Below are 21,099 nucleotides of genomic sequence, written 5' to 3' on the forward strand. Positions count from 1 at the left end.
AGAGAGCGGTAGCCTTTTTTAAAATATCATTGTGTTCCTCAAGGTTGGATATTTTCTTCTTGAGCTCACGAATCTCAATTTGCTCTGGCGTGAGTGGAGACGCTTTTGGGGTAATACCTTGATACTCTTGTTTTAGTTGTCGAACCCATCGGTCCATTGCAGATTTGCTGACGTTCATAGCCTTAGCTGCTTCGATAATTGAATAGCCTTGCTCTGTCACCAATTGCGCAGCTTCAAGTTTGAACTCTGTACTAAAAGTGCGTCTTGTACGATTTTTCATATAGTCACCTGTCTAGTTCTGAGATGCATCTTAACATCCCTAATCAGGTGGCCAAATTAACTATGCCACTACATTCATCCTAAGCGACACCTTCCCACCGGAAAACTGGTCCATAGACAAAGTCACCGCACGCGGCGACTGCAAAGCAGGGTATAGGTGTTCTGTTGTCGCGAGTGAGGTTGTTTGAATTCCTAAAATCTGGCTTGATTTGCACTGGTGGTAAATAAGAAAGTCTTTTAGTATTAGTAGATAAAGATTTATAGCCTAGAAATAACAGGCTGTAGACTAAACAAGCATCACTATTAAACTGGCATGGATATGGATAAAGATCAAAAGAAAAAGTTAAAGGCTCAGTACAAGAATAATGAGCAAGATGAAATTCGCGCATCTATACCAATGAGTATCGACAACCTTAAAGATCTTCTCTCTTTCTTAAACCGTGAATCAGCTCCTGAGTGTGACCACACACTAAAGGAATCAATTGAATTCATTGAGTCACGAAAATTGAATCCTGAGGTCATTGTTCCATGGCTAGGTGAGCATGGTGGGTTCTGTGATTGTGAGGTTATATACAACGTCTACGATGACGTTGGTGAAATTGTAGGGTGGCATCTTGACGAAAACTCATAACAAGACAAAGCAACGCCACTAGATGGCTGGACGCACTAACGTGCGCCGCTGCTTTGGACATGAGCTGTATAGAGAGAATATATGGATACCGTAAGAGAATATCAGGTTAGAAGAGCTGTATTTATTAAAATTATTCCAACTAGTTTTTTGTTTTCTTTGTTTGTAGTCTAGTTTCATTATTCACTGACAATGAAAAACCTCTAATATTTGTGGTTGCTTTTCTCGCTATCATTATGGCTATAGGCGCTCAGTTAACTTTAAATAAATGTCCCTCTTGTGATAAATCACAATTCGGCACAATAACTATTAAAGGCAAATTAATCAGAACGAATAGCTGGGCTCTTAATCCCTACTCCTGCCCTTGGTGCAAAACGAAATTGAGATAAGAGCTCAACAGGATAACTAGCCTTCAAACCCAGTTAATAATTTTGGAGCAAATAAAAAAATAGCGCCTAATCTTCATTGACCCAAAAACTACGCCAAAGCTAAGACAATCCAACCACCGCCCAACAAGACGATCTCATTAAAAGCCAACGCCAAGGCACCAGCGTCACCCTAGACACACTTATAGAATTTGGGTTCAGATGAAAATTAGCAGTAGAAATGTTTCCTATGAACCCATTCATAATTTTTTATGAGCAGTCTTTCCCCCATATCCCATCCACAAATTCTGGATGATCTATAAACGGATTTCGATTTCCTTGTAGTTGTTGTACTCGGTCGTTACGGCGTTTTTCAAAGGCGGTGACGGGGAATTTGTCGTTCCACGCTACGAGTGTACAAAGGTCGCCGATGCTGGGTTGGCCGCTTTGTTTGTCATTGCCTTTGGTTATGATTAGGTCGGGCATGTTTTCTGGTGATGCGTCGTCGCCAGCTTCGTATCGAGCAGCCATGTAGAAGACCATACGGGCGATTTGGCCCTTGGCGTGGTCGGTTGGTTCGAAGGATTCTTTGTTTTTATCTAGGTAGGCGCCAGACAATACTTTGCTGCCGTTAGCTAGCTCATCGTAAATCGCTTCGCCGCCCATGCCATAGCCATAGTTGCTGTGCGCGCCGTTTAGGTTGCGGTCAGCAGGGCGCAGGTGATGAAGGTCTGTGTAGCCGTCTTGGCTTTGTTTAGCAAAGCCGCGGGATTTTGGCCAAACGTGTTCTCTGTCCCACGCATCGTCTTTGCTTTTGCCTCGGTTTGCTTGGTTGATGTTTCTCACGTCATCTAGGTAAAGCATTTGCACTAGGCCGCATTTTGGTTTGTCATCTGGGCAGGCGGAATCGGTGTAAACCAGTGCTTCCCACACGTCGATATTCTTACCGTCGTACCAATCGGTATTTCCACTTTGTGTGTACTTCAGAGGTTTTTGACCATCAATGATGCTGTGCAGTTTTGCTTTGAGCGCATCGCCTGTTAACTCTTCTGTACCATCGTAATAACCCGCCGACGCATATGCCGAAAAAAACATAAGAAAAACAAACGCTTTGCGCCACATAACAAGACCTCATTTGGATAATGCGAGAATTGTAGGGAAGTGCAGGGTGTTTAGATTCTGGGGATTTGAAAGGATTTGAAAGGTTTTGAAAGGATTTGTTAGAAAATGTGTGTTCTACGTAAAGACTTGATCTTGATCATATTAAATGAGCTTTTTCTTCTATCTTTGATGATGAATTTTTAAACGTTCGTTACCGCACAGAATCTCGTCTTCCTATCGTTATAGAGTGAACTATCGAGTTTGTTTGAAAGTCACCTGATTTTCGACGTTTTGACATGGAGATTTGTATGTATCACGAATATTGGAACGGTTGGGGCTGGGTGCTGTGGATTGGTTTTTGGTTTTTGCTGATTTCTAGTTTTGGGCATTGGGGTTACAGCTATCGATCTAATCGACGTTACTTTGCACAAACTCAAAAAACGGCTCTGGATATATTAAATGAGCGCTATGCTCGTGGTGATATCGAGCAAGCAGAGTTTTCTCGTATCAAAAAAGAAATAGCCAGCAAATAGTAGGGAGCATATCACTGTGCCAAAAACTACGATGCAAACCGCAGCACTAGCACCGGATCAATTAGGCTTAATGGATCGATATTGGCGAGCGAGTAATTACTTGTCGGTTGGTCAAATTTATCTTCATGACAACCCGCTTTTGACTCGGCCCTTGGTCTTGGCTGATATAAAACGTATCTTGCTTGGTCACTGGGGCACGACCCCCGGACAGAATTTTATCTACGTGCATTTGAATCGCATTATTAAACAATACGATTTAAGCATGATTTATATCTCTGGCCCCGGTCATGGTGGTCCTGCCGTGGTGGCAAATACGTATTTGGAAGGCAGTTACAGCGAGATTTATCCTGATATAAGTCAAGACACAGTCGGCCTACAAAAGCTGTTCAAACAGTTTTCTTTTCCCGGTGGCATTCCCAGCCATGCGTCACCCGAATGTCCCGGTTCCATCCATGAAGGTGGAGAATTGGGTTATTCATTAAGTCACGCCTTTGGTGCGGTATTTGATAATCCAGAATTAATCGCTGCCTGTGTGGTGGGTGATGGCGAAGCTGAAACAGGGCCTTTGGCGACCGCTTGGCATTCTAATAAGTTTCTAAATCCTAATACCGATGGTGTGGTTTTGCCCATTTTGCATTTGAATGGCTACAAGATCGCGAATCCAACTGTTCTGGCTCGAATCAGTCACCAAGAGCTAGAGCAGCTATTTCGTGGTTATGGTTGGCATCCAATTTTTGTCGAAGGCAGTGATCCTGACTATATGCATAAAGCTATGGCGACAGCGCTCGACTTTGCGGTACGGGAAATCAAGGCGATCAAATTGAACGCCCAAGAAAATAGAGTATTTGAACGTCCCCGTTGGCCGATGATTATTCTAAAATCTCCAAAAGGCTGGACGGGCCCTAAGATAGTCGATGGCGTGCAGATCGAAGGCACTTTTCATGCTCATCAAGTGCCAATATCTAATCCAGAATCGAAACCAGAACACCTGCCATTAATCGAAGAATGGTTGCGCAGTTATCGCCCTCAAGAATTATTCGATAGTCTGGGTCGTTTGTTACCAGAGCTAGCCGAACTGGCGCCAAAAGGTGAACGTCGCATGGGAGCGAACCCTCATGCCAACGGTGGATTGCTACTGAAATCCTTACAAATGCCAGATTTTCGTGATTACGCTTGTGCGGTGCCGAAACACGGCGTGCGCGGTGTTGGTGATACTCATGTGCTCGGGCCATTTGTGCGAGATGTGATTAAGCTTAACCAAGAGAACTTTCGAGTATTTGGCCCAGATGAAACCATTTCTAATGGGCTTGAGGCGGTGTTCGAAACCACTAATCGACAATGGGAAGCGACCACAAAAATTAATGACGAATACCTAGCTCCCAATGGTCGCGTGATGGAAATGCTTAGCGAACACCAGTGTCAGGGCTGGCTAGAAGGCTATTTACTGACTGGCCGACACGGCTTATTTAATTGCTACGAAGCTTTTATTCATATCGTTGATTCCATGTTTAACCAGCACGCGAAATGGCTAAAAGTCACCGCTGGTTTGTCTTGGCGACCTAAGATCGCCTCTCTCAATTATTTATTGGCGTCTCATGTTTGGCGTCAGGATCACAATGGCTTTACTCATCAAGATCCGGGCTTTATCGATCATGTGGTAAATAAAAAAGCTGAAATCGTACGAGTCTATTTACCACCTGATGCTAACTGTTTGCTTTCAGTAATGGATCATTGTTTGCGCAGCAAGCATTACGTCAATGTTGTTATTGCCGGAAAGCATCCAGCGCCGCAATGGTTGGACATGGACGCAGCGGTCAAACATTGTGCGGCAGGCATTGGCATTTGGGATTGGGCAAGTAACGATACCGAGTTAAGTAATCATGCCGAAACAGATATCGTGATGGCTTGTTGTGGCGATGTACCAACGCTAGAAACCTTAGCGGCTGTATCTATTTTGCGAAAGCATTTACCCACGTTGAATATTCGTGTGGTGAACGTAGTGGATTTAATGAAGCTGCAGCCTCAAACCGAGCATCCACATGGTTTGAATGATGCCGAGTTTGATCTTTTGTTTACCGAAAATAAACCGGTGATTTTTGCCTTTCATGCTTATCCATCGCTCATTCATAAATTAACTTATCGCCGTACCAATCATCGCAATATCCATGTTCGTGGTTACAAAGAAGAAGGCACGATCACTACAGCGTTTGATATGACAGTGCTTAATGACATGGATCGTTTTCATCTCGTGATTGATGTGATTGACCGACTACCGCAAACCGGCGTGAAAGGCGTCGAACTGAAACGCATGTTGAGTGAAAAACTGATTGAGCACCGTCAGTACATCAACCAATACGGTGTCGATATGCCGGAAATTCGTGATTGGAAATGGAGCGATAAGGATGAATGATTCGGGCTCATCTAGCCAAGCAATCGGTTCTACAAGTCACTTACTAGAAACCGCAAAGCGCTTGATGGCTGATGATAAAGGCTTGCTCGCGATGGACGAAAGTGTGGCGACGTGCAATCGCCGCTTTGCCAAATTGGGTATAGCGCAAAGCTTAGAGATGCGACGTGCTTACCGAGAATTGATTGTCACCACACCAAGATTAAGCGATAGCATCAGCGGTGCGATTTTGTTCGATGAAACCATTCATCAACATACTCAAGATGGCACGCCCTTCATAAATGTACTGATTGACGCGGGCATTATTCCCGGTATCAAAGTAGATGCTGGCGCAGTAGATATGGCTGGGCATCCGGGCGAAAAAGTCACCGAAGGCTTGGACGGTTTACGTGAACGGTTGGAAGCTTATGCCCTGATGGGCGCGCGCTTCGCAAAATGGCGGGCGGTATTCAGCATTGATGTCGACGCTATTCAAACAAGGGTTATCAATAGAGTCACGCCATCTATAGCCTGTATTGAAGCCAATGCTCATGCTCTCGCGCGTTATGCGGCCTTATGCCAAGAAGCGGGGCTGGTGCCGATTGTCGAGCCTGAAGTGATGATTAATGGCAGTCACACCTTACAACAATGTGCGCAAGTGACGGAATCTGTCTTACAGGCGGTTTTCCAACACTTGAATGAGCAAGGTGTTTTGCTGGAAGGTTTGCTGTTAAAACCCAGCATGGTGTTGCCCGGATTGCTATGTCCTGTACAGGAAAGTGTCGAGACAGTTGCCGATATGACGGTGAGTTGTTTGTTGCGTACTGTTCCTGCGGCGGTGCCGGGCATTGCTTTTTTATCCGGTGGACAAACGCCCGAAATGGCCTCGGCACGTTTAAATGCCATGAATAGCCGATACAAATCCCGTTTGCCATGGGCACTGACGTTTTCATTTTCTCGCGCGATTGAACTGCCCGCGTTAGAAGTTTGGCTCGGGCAAGATGACAATGTTGAGGCAGCACAAAAAGTCTTGCAGCAAGGAGCGGCCAACGATAAAGCAGCGCGCCGCGGCGAATATTCCGCTGCTGCTAACTAATGGTGGATAGTAGCGCAACAGACGAGATTGTTTTTCTGCTGGATGTTGATAACACCTTGCTCGACAACGACCATATTTTGGTGGAATTAAAAGCGTTTTTAATTCGTGAAATCGGCGAGGAAAACAGCGCTCGTTATTGGGTGATATTCGAAACGTTACGCACAGAACGCGGTTATGCGGATTATCTAGGCGCGCTGCAACAGTATCGACTTGAACATCTTGATGATGCTCGAGGGCTCTTAATCGCTGAGTTCTTTCTTGATTATCCGTTTGTGGATCGGCTTTATGCCGATGCATTGGCACTCATTAAACATCTGCAAACCCTAGGCAAAACCGTCATTTTGACCGATGGAGAAGCCGTCCTGCAGCCGCGCAAAATCAAGTGTTCAGGGTTATGGGAAGCAGTGGATGGTCAGGTGTTAATTTATATCCACAAAGAAACCATGCTCGATGCGGTCGAGCAACATTATCCAGCCCAGCGTTATGTCATGGTAGACGATAAATTGCGTATTTTGACCGCCATGAAACGCGTTTGGGGAAGCCGGCTTACTACGGTTTTTCCAAGGCAAGGTCATTACGCTCACGATCCAGAAAAGGCACATCCTTATCCAGCTGCCGATGTCACTATTGAACACATCGGCGAGCTGATTCATCACGATTTTTGTATTGGTCTTGGCGCAGCAGACATTCGTTCTGCGTCATTGGAGGAATTATGAAACCTATAAAAGACAGCAATCCTTTTGAAGATGACTTTTTATCTGAAAGCATAAGTGCGACCAAGCAATTGCACATGCTAGGTCAAAGTATCTGGCTCGATAACATTACTCGCGAGCTGCTAAACAGCGGCACTTTGCAGCACTATATTGATCATCTGAGTGTGACAGGACTAACATCGAATCCGACCATTTTCGACAAAGCAATAAAAGACGGTGATAACTATAACCAAGCTATCGCAGAAAAAGCTGCCAATGGTCTATCGGGTGAAGCGCTGTTTTTCGAATTAGCGCTGGAAGATTTAACTCGTGCGGCGGATTTATTACGCCCCATCTTTGATAACACCGATGGAATGGACGGTTGGGTCTCGTTAGAAGTCTCACCACTTTTGGTGAACAATACTGCTGGTACAGTTGCGGCGGCGGTGGATTTGCATAAACGCGCTAAACGCTCCAATTTGTTTATCAAAATTCCCGGTACTCCAGCAGGCTTAGCGGCCATTGAAGAAACGATTTTTGCGGGTGTTCCCGTTAACGTGACCTTGCTGTTTTCCAGCGAGCAATATCTCGCCGCGGCCGAGGCTTACATGCGAGGCATCGAGCGCCGAATTGCAAAAGGACTTGATCCAAAAGTTGGCTCGGTTGCTTCGTTGTTTATCAGTCGTTGGGATGTTGCCGTTAATGACAAGGTTTCATCTAATCTGCGTAATCGTCTTGGTATCGCAATCGCCCAACAGGCTTACAAGACCTATTGTGAACTGCTAGCAGCGCCACACTGGCAATCGCTAAAGGCGGCTGGTGCTCAATCACAACGCTTACTTTGGGCCAGCACAGGCAGCAAAGATCCAACGATTTCTGACTCTTATTACGTCTCAGCACTCGCTGCGCCACACACCATTAATACGATTCCAGAAAAGACATTACTAAGCTTCTCGAAAGACGGCGCCTTGTCTAGCGTGATGTCGATTGATGGTGTTGATGCTGAAAGCAAGCTGTTGGAATTCGCCGTAGAAGGCATCGATGTTGGCGCATTGGCTGATCAGCTCCAACAAGAGGGCGCAGACGCTTTTATTCAGTCTTGGAACGATTTATTGGCAGTCATAGAGCAAAAAAGTCAGCAAGTAAAAACCAGTACGTCAAAAAATAGCAAATCAGAAAACGACGAAGCGCCTTTTTAACGATTTTTTAGGAGTCAGCCAAAGTGAAACAGTTAATGCTCGACCAGCTTGCTATTAATACGCTGCGTACTCTGTCTATCGATGCCGTGCAAAAAGCCAAATCGGGGCATCCCGGCACGCCAATGGACGCCGCGCCAACGGCGTATTGTTTGTGGCAGCGTTTTCTTCGTTTTGATCCAAAAGATCCTGAGTGGCTGAATCGAGATCGATTTGTGTTGTCATCCGGTCACGCCTGCGCCTTGTTGTATAGTTTATTGCACTTGACCGGAGTGAAAGCAAAGGCAGCGAGTTATCCTGCTGGCGAGCGCTTAGCGGTCACCATGGAAGATCTAAAACAGTTCCGCCAACTTGGCAGTCGTTGTACTGGTCATCCAGAGCATGGCTGGACCAGCGGCGTGGAAACCACCACAGGGCCGCTTGGACAAGGCTTGGCGACAAGTGTTGGTATGTCAATTGCTGAACGCTGGCAGGCGGCGACCTATAATCGCCCCGATTACACCTTGTTCGACCATAATGTGTATGCCTTGTGTGGCGATGGCGACATGATGGAAGGCATCAGCAGTGAAGCCGCTTCCTTGGCTGGGCACTTGAAATTATCGAATTTGTGTTGGATCTACGACGCCAATCACATCAGTATCGAAGGTTCCATTGAGATCACTTTTAGTGAAGATGTGGCGGCACGTTTCAAGGCTTACGGTTGGAATGTGGTGCGGGTGAGCGACGCCAATGATTTAACGCAACTAAGCGCGGCGTATCAGGCGTTTATTGATACAGAAGATCGTCCGACTCTGATCATTGTACAGAGTCATATTGGTTATGGTGCGCCCCATAAACAAGATACGGCGAAGGCCCATGGTGAACCACTTGGGGTAGAAGAAGTACATCTTGCCAAAGAATTTTATGGTGCTGATCCAGAATCCCAATTTGATGTAGCTGCCGGAGTTGTCGATTATTTTGCAGCGAATTTCGGTCAACGTGGTGTGAAAACTCATGCTGAATGGCAAAAAACCTTTGCGGCTTATCATTATCAATACCCCGAATTGGCCGGGCAAATTACTCAGATGCAGCAAACGCATCTTCCTCAAGCTTGGGACTTTGGCTTGCCTACATTCACAGCGGACGGCAAAGACATCTCGACACGTGAATCCTCAGGGCTGGTTCTTAATACCATTGCTCAACGAGTGCCTTGGTTGCTGGGTGGCTCGGCAGATTTGTCGCCTTCTACCAAGACGGAATTGTCTTTTGAATCCAATGGTAGCATGAGACAAATTGGAGAATTGAAGGCCGGAAAACCAACCAGTTCTGACTATTTTCAAGCGGACAATTACGCTGGACGAAACTTCCATTTTGGTGTGCGTGAACATGCCATGTGCGCTATCGGCAATGGTCTTGCTTTGTCAAAACTACGACCTTATGTGGCGAGCTTTTTTGTCTTTACCGATTATTGTCGTGCAGCGCTTCGGCTCAGCGCAATGATGGAGCTGCCGCTGATTTCGATCTGGACTCATGATTCAATCAGCATGGGCGAAGACGGCCCAACACATCAGCCCGTTGAACACCTTGCTGCGATGCGAGCTATGCCGGGAATCTTGGTATTGCGGCCAGCAGATGCGAATGAAGTTGTCGAAGCATGGCGCGTTATTATGGCTAATAATCATATGCCAGCGTGTCTGGTGTTAACTCGCCAAGCGTTGCCGACGCTGGATCGCGCTAAATATGGTAGCGCCAGTGGTTTGGCTTTTGGCGCTTATATTGTTGCCGATGCGAAAGATGGCAAGCCAGATGTTTTGTTATTAGCAACGGGCAGTGAAGTGTCGCTCTGTGTTGCTGCGTACGAACAGTTAAAAATCGAAGGCATTAAAGCTCGCGTGGTCAGCATGCCATCGTGGGAATTATTCGAAAGCCAGTTGCAGGAATACAAAGATCAAATTTTGCCGCCAGCGGTTCAAGCACGAGTTGCCGTGGAAGAAGGCTCTACCTTTGGTTGGGAACGTTACACTGGTTATGCAGGAACAATCATTGGCATGCAAACCTTTGGCTTGTCGGCACCGCGTAAAGTGGTTGAACAGCACTTTGGTTTTGATCCTGCTCATATTATTAAGTCCGCAAAGGCACAAATTGCTCGTCATGCTGGTTCATCGAGTCATCATAAAAGCACGTTAACTTCTTTAAAAAACTTGGAATAGAGCATGACCAGTACAAGCGATTCTAAAAATACCAGCGAGCCGGAAGCAGATGGGTCAACTGTCACCTCAAAGATCTTTGGTTTAACTCATAAACATATCGGCATTGTTTTGCTGGTTATCGCTATTTTAGTCTTGGCAATAACGGCAGGAGTACGATTTATGTTGGGGCCAAGAGTCCTGCTTGAAATCGTTGTTCAGCGTGATTTTGTACAAACCGTTGTGGCCAGTGGTCGTGTAGAAGCGCCACATCGCGTTGATATTGGCGTACAAATTACCGGTACAGTGAGAGCGGTTCCTGTTAATGAGGGGCAAAGGGTTGAAGTGAATATGCCACTTGTTGAATTGGAATCTAGTGAGTTGCATGCGGCGGTAAGCCAAGCCAAGGCTGCTGTGCTGTTAGCAAAAGCAGAACTTCGTCAATTACACGAAGTAGAAGCTCCCATGGCAGAGCAAGAAGTAGAAGAAGCCAAAGCCAATCAAATGGCAGCCTTGCAAGATCTGGAACGCAGTCAAAGTTTATTGAAAAAACATTTGATTAGCCAATCCAGTCTGGATGAAGCAGTGCGTGCCGAAAAAGTTACTCGTAGTAAGGTCAGTAGTTTGCAATCAAAAATGATTAGTTTACAAACTAATGGCAGCCAAGTAGCACTAGATGAAGCGAGCCTTGAGCAAGCTCAGGCCGGCCTTGAATTAGCTCAAGCTAAATTGGCTTACACCACATTAAAAGCGCCTGTGGACGGTGTGTTGATTGCACGCAATGTGGAGCCAGGTGATGTAGTTCAACCTGGCGAAACGCTAATGCAGCTTTCTCCATCTGGCGAAACACAAATGGTCGTGCAAATCGAAGAAAAAAATCTTCATCTACTTGCATTAAATCAATCAGCATTAGCTTCTGCTGATGCTTATCCAGATCAGCTTTTTAGTGCCCAACTGGTTTATATCAATCCGGGAATAGACTCTGATCGAGGTTCCGTGGAAGTGAAGCTGCAAGTCCCTGAACCACCAGACTATTTGCGCCAAGACATGACGGTCTCTGTGGACATAAAAGTGGCGAGTCGCAGCGATGCCGTGCTTGTTTCCAGTGCTGCGGTTCATGATGTCAATTCGGTCGCGCCTTGGGTGTTAAAACTGGATGGCAAACAAGTCCATCGACAAGTCGTCACTCTTGGTTTGCGCAGTGATGGCATGAGTGAAGTGTTAACAGGATTAAGCGCTGGTGATCAAGTTGTTCCAGTGAGTTCGGTCACCGTTACCGATGGCGATCGCATTCGTCCATTGCTGCAAGCTGATTCGCTATGAGCGAGAAAGCGTTAGAAGCGAGCGAGTTAAAAACCTTACCCAGTTGGCAGCCGTTTGAATGGATTGTCGCCTTGCGTTTTTTGGGTGAAGGGCGTACTCAAACAGCTTTTATTATCAGTGGCGTTGCCTTAGGTGTGGCGGTGATTGTCTTTATGTCTGCATTGATGGCTGGCTTGCAATCTAATATCACCAAAAGTGTTCTGAGTGGTCAAGCGCATATTCAATTACAGCCTGCTAAAGAAACGGTGCGACCGCTTCGCAGCAGTAACAGCACTTTAGCGGTAGGTGCGGTTGTGGAAGGTGCGATTATTCAGACGCCTTTGCAACGCATTGACAGTATTGATCAATGGCAAAGTATCATGGTGCAAATCTCGGAGATACCTGATGTATTGGTGGTGTCTCCCGCCGCCAAGGGTTCTGCTTTAGTGGTGCGAGGCAATACCAGTCAAGCCATTTCTATTAATGGGGTGAAGCCAGATCTCTATTTCCAGATTATTGATATGACCGACAAAATGGTCAGTGGCACGATGGACTTAACCGGATCAGATATTTTAATCGGCATCGAACTAGCAAGTGATTTGGGCGTCAGTTTAGGCGACAAAATCCGCGTTACCATGGCAACTGGTGCTGACAACACGCTTACCATAACGGGTATTTTTGATTTCGGTAATAAAACGGCCAACTCACAAACCACCTATGTTGCTTTGCGCACAGCACAAAGTTTATTAGGCATGGTTGGCAGTGTTTCTGTGTTGGATGTCAATGTCAAAGACATTTATGCCGCAGAAACGATTGCTCAGCGCATCGAAGCTTCAACTGGTGTGCAAGCCGACAGCTGGATAAAAAACAATGCCCAGTTATTTACTTCGTTGGGCGCACAACAAAGCTCAAACACTGTTATTCGCTTGTTTGTCGCGCTGTCGGTTGCCTTAGGCATTGCTAGCGTTTTGGTTGTGTCGGTAGTGCAAAAATCCCGAGAGATTGGCATTTTGCGTGCCATGGGAATCACTCGAGGACAAATCCTGCGTACCTTTTTACTGCAAGGTGGGCTGTTGGGTTTGTGCGGTTCTATTATTGGTACTGCAAGGTGGGCTGTTGGGTTTGTGCGGTTCTATTATTGGTTCTGCGATGGGAGGGGGTGGATTATTGATCTGGATGCAAATGCTAACAGGTGAAGATGGTTCGCCGCTATTTTCCTTGAGTTTAGAGCCTAGCTTATTTATTGGTGCTTTGTTGTTGGCAACCTTAACTGGCTTAATTTCTGCTTTCGTTCCTGCTTTAAGCGCGGCACGACTTGATCCGGTGGTGGCAATTCGTGGATAAATTAGAAGCTAAACACAATACAAATGACGTCGTCCTGAAAATGCAGAATGTTCGTAAGTCGTTTAACACAGGTCTACCGAATGAAGTGGAAATACTGCATGGCATTGATTTAATCCTCAAACGTGGAGAGTTTTGCGCCGTGGTTGGTCCGTCTGGCTCGGGCAAAAGTACCTTGCTCAATATTGTTGGATTATTGGATCGCCCAACCGAAGGAAGCTTGTCAATTTGTGGTGAAGAAACCACGCGCATGGATGATCATGCATTGACTCGCGTGCGCGGTCATAACATAGGGTTTGTGTTTCAATTTCATAATTTATTGAGTGCGTTTAGTGCGCTTGAAAATGTCATGATGCCGTTGTTGGGTGAAGCAGAATTTCCCAATAAAGAGATGACCGAACGTGCTGCTATGTTGCTCGATAGTGTTGGCTTAACGCCTTGGCGCGATCAGCCCGCTTATCAATTATCCGGTGGACAACAACAGCGCGTTGCCTTAGCGCGAGCACTTGCCATGAATCCCGCCTTATTACTCGCCGATGAACCCACAGGCAACCTCGACACCAAAAGCGCCGATGCAGTATTTGAACTACTGCGTAAAGTCAGCCGAGAACAAGGTATGACGGTGCTATTTGTGACACATGATCCAAGCTTAGCCGCGCGCTGTGATAAAACCATTAAGGTAGTGGATGGCAAAGTAGTAGATGACAAGGAGGTTGATGACAAAGTTGTTAGCTAAATATGGCGAGTTAAACGACGCATATGTTCGCTAGTGCACAGAGTTTATCGCTTGTTTTTATTACGCTGACAATCGCAATCCTCTATGACCGATTAAGAGAAAGTAAAGTGAAAGTGGAAAAGGCTGTCATAGATCATTGTTAATAGCACTGTGTCGGCTCATCCTTTAGTAGTGCTGAGGTGTCGTGCGCTTATTAAAGTCATTACTGGGAGTAATCGAAGGCTATGGAATCAGGAAGAACATTTCAAAACACAGGCACTGTGATTTCGATTCGGGGCAGTGTTGTGGATATCCACTTTGACAGTATATCGTCAGACAATCAGTTACCACCGATTCGCTCTTTATTACGTACTGGTAAAGACAATAGCATTGCCATTGAAGTGTTTTCCCAATTGGATGATCAGCGGGTGCGCGGTATTGCCTTAACGCCAACCCAAGGTCTTGCTCGTGGTATGAAAGTGGAAGACACAGGCAAGCCGTTGCAGACACCAGTAGGCAAGGGGATTTTGTCGCGCATGTTTGATGTGTTCGGCAACGCCATTGACAAAAAAGACGCGCCGACCGACGTCGAATGGCGCTCGGTTCATAATGAACCACCACCGTTAGCAAGACGTTCCACCAAAACCGAAGTATTCGAAACCGGCATCAAGGTGATTGATGTCTTAATGCCGTTAGAGCGCGGTGGTAAAGCCGGCTTGTTCGGCGGCGCTGGCGTGGGCAAAACTGTCTTGCTGACCGAAATGATTCATAATATGGTCGGCCAACATGCTGGCGTAAGTATATTTTGCGGCATCGGAGAGCGTTGCCGAGAAGGCGAAGAGCTTTATCGCGAGATGAAAGAAGCGGGTGTGCTGGACAACATGGTGATGATGTTTGGTCAAATGAACGAACCACCGGGCGCACGTTTTCGCGTTGGTCATGCCGCCTTGACCATGGCGGAATATTTCCGTGATGACGAACATCGTGATGTCTTGTTGCTGATGGATAATATTTTTCGTTTTATTCAGGCGGGCATGGAAGTGTCTGGTTTGATGGGGCAAATGCCAGCGCGTTTGGGGTATCAACCAACCATGGGCACTGAGTTGTCTCAACTTGAAGAGCGTATTGCCAATACCGGCAGTGGTGCGATTACCTCGATTCAGGCGGTGTATGTGCCTGCCGATGATTTTACAGATCCTGCCGCCGTGCATACCTTTTCTCACCTTTCTGCTTCCATCGTTTTATCCCGTAAGCGCGCCAGCGAAGGGCTTTATCCCGCTATTGATCCTTTGCAGTCCAGTTCTAAAATGGCGACGCCAAGCATTACTGGTAAACGCCATTACGATCTCGCGCAAGAGATTCGTCGCACCTTGGCGCAATACAGCGAGTTAAAAGACATTATCGCCATGCTCGGCATGGAGCAGCTATCGCCCGAAGACCGCAAAGTTGTCGGACGTGCTCGCCGCTTAGAGCGGTTTCTTACTCAGCCCTTTTTTACCACTGAGCAGTTTACTGGTATGTCTGGCAAATTGGTCAGTCTTGATGATGCTTTAGATGGCTGCGAGCGAATCTTACAGGATGAATTTGAAGACTATCCGGAAAGCGCGCTTTACATGATTGGTGCGATTGACGAAGCCCATGAAAAAAGCAAAAAAGCCGCAGAAGATAAACCAAAAGCCGAGGAGGGCGAAGATGCCACAAGCCTACATGACGCTTAAGGTTTTACTGCCTCATAAAGTATTTAGCGAAGAACAAAAAGTGCTGCGAATCGTGGCGACTACACCACAAGGAGCGTTTGGCATTTTGCCGAATCGATTGGATTGTGTGGCGTCCTTGTCTGCGGGCATTTTAGTAGTGGAAGTTGAAGGCAAGGAAGAAGCTTACATCGCTGTTGATGAAGGCGTATTGGTGAAAACCGGAGCGGAAGTGCGTATTTCCGTGCGCAATGCCATGAGTGGTATGGGCTTAAATGAATTGCGTATTGCAGTAGAAGAAGAGTTTCTGCAGCTTGACGAACAGCAGCAGAAACTACGTTCGGCATTGACTAAGATGGAAAGCGGTTTTGTTCAGCGTTTGGTCGCGTTTAAGCAGGATGCGAGTTTGTCATGAAAGACGATGATGAAGACAAAAGCACGCTCAAAACGGACCGTTATCTAGATCGAAAAGTAGACCGCAAACTAGATCGCTCTTTAGATCGCAAACCGAAAAACAACTACAGCAAGCAAGTTGGCTCAGTCGCCGCTCGCAAGCTAAAAGCTCAGCGACACGTGACTAGAACTGTCTGGTCTGGCTTAGGGATGATGGGATTGGTTGGATGGTCGATTGCTATTCCTACTGTGCTTGGTGCGGCGCTGGGTATTTGGTTGGATAGTGCTTACCCAAGTGATCGTTCATGGACGCTGGCCTTGCTAGTCGTTGGCCTGTGTTTGGGCTGCTTCAATGCTTGGCATTGGGTGCAAAAAGAAGACAAAGACATTCACCAACCTGAGGACAACGATAATGTTAATTGATTTTGGTGACAACTTTTGGGGTGGCGTTGCCTATGCCGTGTTTGTTGGCATGCTATTAGGGGTTTTTTATTTTGCTGGGTTGTGGTGGACAGTACGCCGACTGGGTTCTAGTCGCGTGGTCGCACCTTTATTCTTGTTCAGTATGCTGTTTCGCATCAGCGTCGTGATGGTTAGTTTTTATGTGTTTCTGGGCAATGACTGGCAAAAATTACTGTTAGGTTTACTTGGCTTCATAATCTTGCGTTTGTTCGCGACGCGACTGGTTCGTTTGAAAGACAACCCAGTCATTATCAAGCCGATTCATACCCTTAAAGAAAAACATTCTCAAGCAGAAGAGCGCTAATGAACCTGACACCAGATCTAATTATTTATTGGCAATTGGGCTTTTTAAAGCTCAATGCCACCATTGTGTTTACTTGGTTGGTAATGTTAGTGCTGGTGGTTGGATCGATTCTGATCACTCGAAACTTATCTAACAATTTGCAGCGCTCCCGCTGGCAAAATGCCCTAGAAGTGGTGGTGATCACCATTAACAAACAAATTGAAGAAGTAGGTTTAAGCCAACCACAAAAATACATCGGTTTTCTGGGAACCTTATTTTTGTTTATCGCCGTGTCTGCTCTTGGCACCATTATTCCTGGTTTTGAACCACCGACAGGTTCGCTTTCCACTACGGCGGCGTTAGCTCTGTGTGTGTTAGTTGCTGTGCCGCTGTTTGGTATTCAGGAAACTGGCTTGGGCGGATATCTGTCTTCCTATACTCAGCCGACTATTATTATGCTGCCGTTCAATATTATTAGCGAAGTGTCGCGGACCTTAGCACTGGCGGTGCGACTATTCGGTAACATGATGAGTGGCGCGATGATCATCGCGATACTGCTCACCATTACCCCGTTCTTATTTCCGATTGTGATGACAGTGCTTGGTTTGCTTACTGGCATTGTTCAGGCTTATATCTTTTTCATTCTAGCCACTGTCTACATCGCAGCGGCTACAAGCTCCTCAAAAACAGAAGTCCAAAGCACTGAGACAAGTTAGCTTTGAGCTTTAATTTTAACTTTTTATTTGATTAAACCTTATGAACATTTACGGAGTAACTATGGACAGCATGACAATGATTGCAATGGTTTCTATCATTACGGCAGGACTAACGATTGCCATCGGTGTTTTAGGGCCTTCACTTGGGGAAGGTAAGGCGGTGGCGACGGCGTTAACGTCATTGGCTCAGCAACCTGATGCCTCTGCGACGATTACGCGAACCTTGTTTGTGGGTTTGGCGATGATCGAATCCACCGCGATTTATTGTTTTGTGGTCTCGATGATTTTGTTGTTTGCTAATCCTTTTTGGAATCATGTCATAGCCCAAACTGCAGGCCAATAAATCATGCTAATCGATTGGTTCACCATCATTGCGCAACTGATTAATTTTCTGGTCCTAGTTTGGTTGCTGAAACACTTCTTGTATCGTCCTATTTTGAACACGATTGACGCTCGTGAAAAACGCATTGCTGATGAGCTAGCCGACGCTGATAGCAAAAGAGCCGAGGCTGATCAGCAGCGCGAGGAATTCCAACAAAAGAACACGGAATTCGACCAACAACGTACGGCGAAGATGAACATAGTAGGCGAAGAAGCGAAAACCGAGCGAGCACGTTTGTTGGAATCGGTTCGACAAGAGTCTGACGCGCTGCGCAGTAAATTGGAATTGGCGCTTAAAAACGAACAATTGAGCTTGAAAGATTCCCTAAGCCAGCGAGCACGAGAAGAAGTGTTTGCCATCGTCCGTAAAGCGCTTAGTGATATGGCTGGCACCAGTTTGGAAGCCAGTATAGCAGATGTTTTTGTGAAGCGTTTAGATGCATTAGCGGACGCTGAAAAGGCCAATTTGCAATCGGCTTTTCAAGATTCGACCGAAGCATTAATCGTGCATACGGCGTTTGATTTGCCTAAAAAACAAATCACCCAGATTACCAAGGCGTTACATGGCTTATTGGGCGATGGTGTTGTTATTGAATTTGCCACGGATGCTAATTTGATCAGCGGGATTGAGATCGATTCCCACGGTCAGAAAATTGGTTGGAGCATCGCTGATTACCTGACTACGCTGACTAAGCGAGTCAATGACGTGATGCTTTCTCATAATGCTGTTCAAGACGAAAGCCCTGAGCTTGAGAAAAGCCAAGAGCAGGCTTCATGATGTCGATGTTTGACGGGTTATTTGCTGATTTAAAACAGGCTCGGGAATCGTTCGAACCCGCTTTGTCACCACGGGAAATCGGTAAGATTACCAGTGTGGCCACGGGGATTGCCAAGGTATCTGGCTTGCCTAATGTTGGCTACGACGAGTTATTGCTTTTTCCCGGTGATATTTATGGCATCGCGTTTAATGTCGATGAAGACGAAATTGGCGTGGTATTGCTTGGCGAGTACTGGCATTTGCAAGCTGGTGATGAAGTCGAACGACTTGGTCACGTGGTCGATGTGCCGGTTGGCGATGGCTTGGTTGGTCGCATTATCAATCCAATCGGTAAACCTTTGGATGGCAAGGGCAATCTGGCGACTACCGAGCGCTTACCAATCGAACGACCTTCGCCAGCCATTATGGATCGAGCTGGCGTGAGTGTGCCGTTGCAAACGGGCATTAAGGTAATTGATGCCTTGATACCAGTCGGGCGTGGGCAGCGAGAATTGATTCTTGGTGACCGACAAACTGGCAAGACGGCGATTGCCATGGACACGATTCTCAATCAGCGCGGCAAAAACGTCTTGTGTGTCTATTGTGCTATTGGTCAACGCGCGTCTGGAGTTGCCAAGGTTATTGCCACTTTGCGCGAACAAGGTGCGATGGAATACACAGTCGTGGTTGTGACAGAAGGCAACGAGCCACCGGGCTTAGCCTATGTTGCACCTTATGCGGCGACCAGTATCGCGGAATATTTTATGGAACAGGGTCGTGATGTGCTGATTGTCTACGATGATTTGACGCACCATGCTCGAGCTTATCGTGAATTGTCTTTGTTGTTGCGTCGTCCACCAGGACGAGAAGCCTTCCCCGGCGACATTTTTTATATTCATTCGCGTTTGTTAGAAAGAGCGACGCATCTGAGCAAGGAACTCGGCGGCGGTTCATTGACGGCGTTGCCAATTATTGAAACCGAAGCGCAGGATATTTCGGCGTACATTCCGACCAATCTTATCTCCATTACCGATGGGCAAATTTACCTTTCGCCGGCCTTATTTGAACTGGGTATTTTGCCTGCGGTTGATGTGGGGAAATCTGTGTCTCGGGTGGGTGGTAAAGCGCAAAGAGCCGCGTATCGCGGTGTCACGGTGGATCTTAAATTGGCTTATGCGCAATTCGAGGAACTGGAAACCTTCGCGCGTTTTGGCGCTCGATTAGACGATGATACGCTGAAAATTATTGAACATGGTCGACGCATCCGAGCTTGCTTGAAGCAGCCAGAATTCTCGCCGGTGTCCATGGCGGAACAAATCGCCGTTTTAGTTGCTTTGACCGCAGATTTGTTTGATGACATTGACTTAGACAATATGCCAGCCGCGGAGCAAGCCGTTCGGGATGCTGCTGCGAATATCACCGATGATATTGCAGAGCGTTTAGAAAGTACTGATAAATTAAGTGAAGAAGATAAAGCGGTGATTCTTGAGCTAGTGCGTGAAGCGCTTGAAGCCTTTAACACCGACACAGGTTCAGGTTCAGGTGAGCCAGCATGACAGACAGTATTGCCAGTTTGCGTCACAAAATTACCAGCGCCCAAGACTTAGAGTCAGTGGTGCGCAGCATGAAAACCATCGCGTCGTCGAGTATTGGGCAATATGAAAAGGCTGTGCATTCGCTCGATGATTATTATCGAAACGTGCAATTGGGATTATCGGCGTGTTTGTCGCAAACTGCACAATTAGAACGGCCTGAGGTAATCGTTAATCGCTCTCAGAAAGACGCACCTGCCATCGGAGTGATTGTATTTGGGTCGGATCAAGGCTTAGTTGGCCAATTTAATGAAGTCATGGTCGAGTTTGTTGTCGACTCCTTGGCAAAATTATCGGGCAATAAAATGGTTTGGGCTGTTGGGGAAAGAGTTGAGTCTCGCTTGTTAGATACGGATTTAAAGACCGAAGAAAGTTTTGAATTACCTCATTCGATCAACACCATTACTGGATTAGTCGGCGAGATTTTAATTGAGCTGGAAGCAAAACGAGATCAGGGGCTGATTGACCAAGTATTTTTGTTTCATCATAAACCCGAAGCCAATTCGATTTCTCGACCCGTGAATCAGCAGCTTTTGCCTTTGGAGGAAGCTTGGCAGCGAGAGTTGGTTGCTATTGATTGGCCAAGTAATAATCTTGTTGAAGTGATGCCAGATCAGGATCAAACACACCGCGCTTTTGTACGTGAATATCTGTTTGTTAGCCTTTTTAGAGCCTGCGCGGAATCCCTTGCCAGCGAAAATGCCAGCCGTCTTGCCGCCATGCAGCGAGCTGAAAAGAACATTGATGAGATACAAGAAAACCTCAATAAAACCTTTCACCGTCTGCGTCAAAGTGACATTGATGAAGAATTATCGGATGTGTTATCGGGTTTTAATGCATTGAATTAGAACCTAGATCAACATTTTAGTGAGTAAATCGTAGGTTACGCTTTAATAAAGAGTAGTGTGTTCGCTAGCGCACGGAACTTTGAGTAGCAAAACGATAGAAATGTCTTGAGATCATTGCACGATTACTGTGCTTGCCAATACTTTGTTAAAAATAGACTCAAAATGCTCATTTAT

General features: G+C 46.3%; 22 protein-coding genes. 20 read left to right on the forward strand and 2 right to left on the reverse strand.

Annotated features, from left to right (window positions below):
- On the reverse strand, positions 1–280 hold a 280-nt coding region (locus BUA59_RS22155; protein WP_139248932.1), incomplete at its 3' end, for a transposase.
- A gap of 318 nt (positions 281–598) precedes the next feature.
- Here BUA59_RS22155 and BUA59_RS22160 point away from each other — a divergent pair.
- The gene (locus BUA59_RS22160) at positions 599–910 is read left to right on the forward strand and encodes a DUF2695 domain-containing protein (protein WP_072842207.1); all 312 of its coding nucleotides are present in this window, start codon (positions 599–601) and stop codon (positions 908–910) included.
- A gap of 632 nt (positions 911–1,542) precedes the next feature.
- Here the strand turns inward: BUA59_RS22160 and BUA59_RS22165 are convergent.
- Positions 1,543–2,394 (reverse strand): endonuclease I family protein, encoded by an 852-nt coding sequence (locus BUA59_RS22165; RefSeq protein ID WP_072842209.1) that lies wholly within the window; start codon positions 2,392–2,394, stop codon positions 1,543–1,545.
- Between the two features lie 287 nt (positions 2,395–2,681).
- On the opposite strand from BUA59_RS22165, the gene BUA59_RS22170 reads away from it, so the two are divergent.
- The 19 genes from BUA59_RS22170 (at position 2,682) to BUA59_RS22255 (ending at position 20,925) form a co-directional block, all read left to right on the forward strand.
- The gene (locus BUA59_RS22170) at positions 2,682–2,906 is read left to right on the forward strand and encodes an SHOCT domain-containing protein (protein ID WP_072842211.1); all 225 of its coding nucleotides are present in this window, start codon (positions 2,682–2,684) and stop codon (positions 2,904–2,906) included.
- 16 nt (positions 2,907–2,922) lie between these two features.
- Positions 2,923–5,316 (forward strand): phosphoketolase family protein, encoded by a 2,394-nt coding sequence (locus BUA59_RS22175; RefSeq protein ID WP_245813226.1) that lies wholly within the window; start codon positions 2,923–2,925, stop codon positions 5,314–5,316.
- Entirely contained in the window at positions 5,309–6,388 is a 1,080-nt protein-coding gene (locus BUA59_RS22180; RefSeq protein ID WP_072842213.1) for a class I fructose-bisphosphate aldolase, read from the forward strand. The genes BUA59_RS22175 and BUA59_RS22180 overlap by 8 nt, the downstream gene beginning before the upstream one ends.
- Positions 6,388–7,104, forward strand: a complete 717-nt coding sequence (locus BUA59_RS22185) for an HAD family hydrolase (protein ID WP_084122652.1) — start codon at positions 6,388–6,390, stop codon at positions 7,102–7,104. Before BUA59_RS22180 ends, BUA59_RS22185 begins: the two co-directional genes overlap by 1 nt.
- Positions 7,101–8,279, forward strand: coding sequence for a transaldolase (gene tal, locus BUA59_RS22190; RefSeq protein ID WP_072842215.1), 1,179 nt, complete (start codon positions 7,101–7,103; stop codon positions 8,277–8,279). The genes BUA59_RS22185 and tal overlap by 4 nt, the downstream gene beginning before the upstream one ends.
- Positions 8,280–8,302: 23 nt before the next feature.
- Complete coding sequence (gene tkt, locus BUA59_RS22195; protein WP_217653769.1) at positions 8,303–10,465, forward strand: transketolase; 2,163 nt, start codon at positions 8,303–8,305, stop codon at positions 10,463–10,465.
- Positions 10,466–10,468: 3 nt separating this feature from the next.
- Entirely contained in the window at positions 10,469–11,764 is a 1,296-nt protein-coding gene (locus tag BUA59_RS22200) for an efflux RND transporter periplasmic adaptor subunit (protein ID WP_072842217.1), read from the forward strand.
- Entirely contained in the window at positions 11,761–12,939 is a 1,179-nt protein-coding gene (locus tag BUA59_RS22205) for an ABC transporter permease (protein WP_217653770.1), read from the forward strand. Before BUA59_RS22200 ends, BUA59_RS22205 begins: the two co-directional genes overlap by 4 nt.
- Positions 12,926–13,087, forward strand: coding sequence for a hypothetical protein (locus BUA59_RS24060; protein ID WP_217653771.1), 162 nt, complete (start codon positions 12,926–12,928; stop codon positions 13,085–13,087). The genes BUA59_RS22205 and BUA59_RS24060 overlap by 14 nt, the downstream gene beginning before the upstream one ends.
- The gene (locus BUA59_RS22210; protein ID WP_198432113.1) at positions 13,080–13,820 is read left to right on the forward strand and encodes an ABC transporter ATP-binding protein; all 741 of its coding nucleotides are present in this window, start codon (positions 13,080–13,082) and stop codon (positions 13,818–13,820) included. The genes BUA59_RS24060 and BUA59_RS22210 overlap by 8 nt, the downstream gene beginning before the upstream one ends.
- Before the next feature lie 224 nt (positions 13,821–14,044).
- Complete coding sequence (atpD, locus tag BUA59_RS22215; protein WP_072842219.1) at positions 14,045–15,517, forward strand: F0F1 ATP synthase subunit beta; 1,473 nt, start codon at positions 14,045–14,047, stop codon at positions 15,515–15,517.
- Positions 15,492–15,908, forward strand: coding sequence for a F0F1 ATP synthase subunit epsilon (locus BUA59_RS22220; RefSeq protein ID WP_072842221.1), 417 nt, complete (start codon positions 15,492–15,494; stop codon positions 15,906–15,908). The genes atpD and BUA59_RS22220 overlap by 26 nt, the downstream gene beginning before the upstream one ends.
- On the forward strand, positions 15,905–16,309 hold the full coding sequence (locus BUA59_RS22225; protein ID WP_072842223.1) for an AtpZ/AtpI family protein: 405 nt from the start codon (positions 15,905–15,907) through the stop codon (positions 16,307–16,309). The genes BUA59_RS22220 and BUA59_RS22225 overlap by 4 nt, the downstream gene beginning before the upstream one ends.
- Positions 16,299–16,652 (forward strand): ATP synthase subunit I, encoded by a 354-nt coding sequence (locus tag BUA59_RS22230; RefSeq protein WP_072842225.1) that lies wholly within the window; start codon positions 16,299–16,301, stop codon positions 16,650–16,652. Before BUA59_RS22225 ends, BUA59_RS22230 begins: the two co-directional genes overlap by 11 nt.
- Positions 16,652–17,347: a F0F1 ATP synthase subunit A gene (locus BUA59_RS22235; protein ID WP_072842227.1), complete on the forward strand. Its 696-nt coding sequence runs from the start codon at positions 16,652–16,654 to the stop codon at positions 17,345–17,347. Before BUA59_RS22230 ends, BUA59_RS22235 begins: the two co-directional genes overlap by 1 nt.
- 61 nt (positions 17,348–17,408) lie before the next feature.
- Positions 17,409–17,690 (forward strand): F0F1 ATP synthase subunit C, encoded by a 282-nt coding sequence (locus BUA59_RS22240; RefSeq protein WP_072842229.1) that lies wholly within the window; start codon positions 17,409–17,411, stop codon positions 17,688–17,690.
- 3 nt (positions 17,691–17,693) lie between these two features.
- Entirely contained in the window at positions 17,694–18,506 is an 813-nt protein-coding gene (locus tag BUA59_RS22245) for a F0F1 ATP synthase subunit B family protein (RefSeq protein ID WP_072842231.1), read from the forward strand.
- Positions 18,503–20,041, forward strand: coding sequence for an alternate F1F0 ATPase, F1 subunit alpha (locus BUA59_RS22250; RefSeq protein ID WP_072842233.1), 1,539 nt, complete (start codon positions 18,503–18,505; stop codon positions 20,039–20,041). The genes BUA59_RS22245 and BUA59_RS22250 overlap by 4 nt, the downstream gene beginning before the upstream one ends.
- On the forward strand, positions 20,038–20,925 hold the full coding sequence (locus tag BUA59_RS22255) for a F0F1 ATP synthase subunit gamma (protein ID WP_072842234.1): 888 nt from the start codon (positions 20,038–20,040) through the stop codon (positions 20,923–20,925). The genes BUA59_RS22250 and BUA59_RS22255 overlap by 4 nt, the downstream gene beginning before the upstream one ends.
- Positions 20,926–21,099: the final 174 nt, after the last annotated feature.

The sequence above is a fragment of the Marinomonas polaris DSM 16579 genome, assembly GCF_900129155.1.
Taxonomy (GTDB): domain Bacteria; phylum Pseudomonadota; class Gammaproteobacteria; order Pseudomonadales; family Marinomonadaceae; genus Marinomonas; species Marinomonas polaris.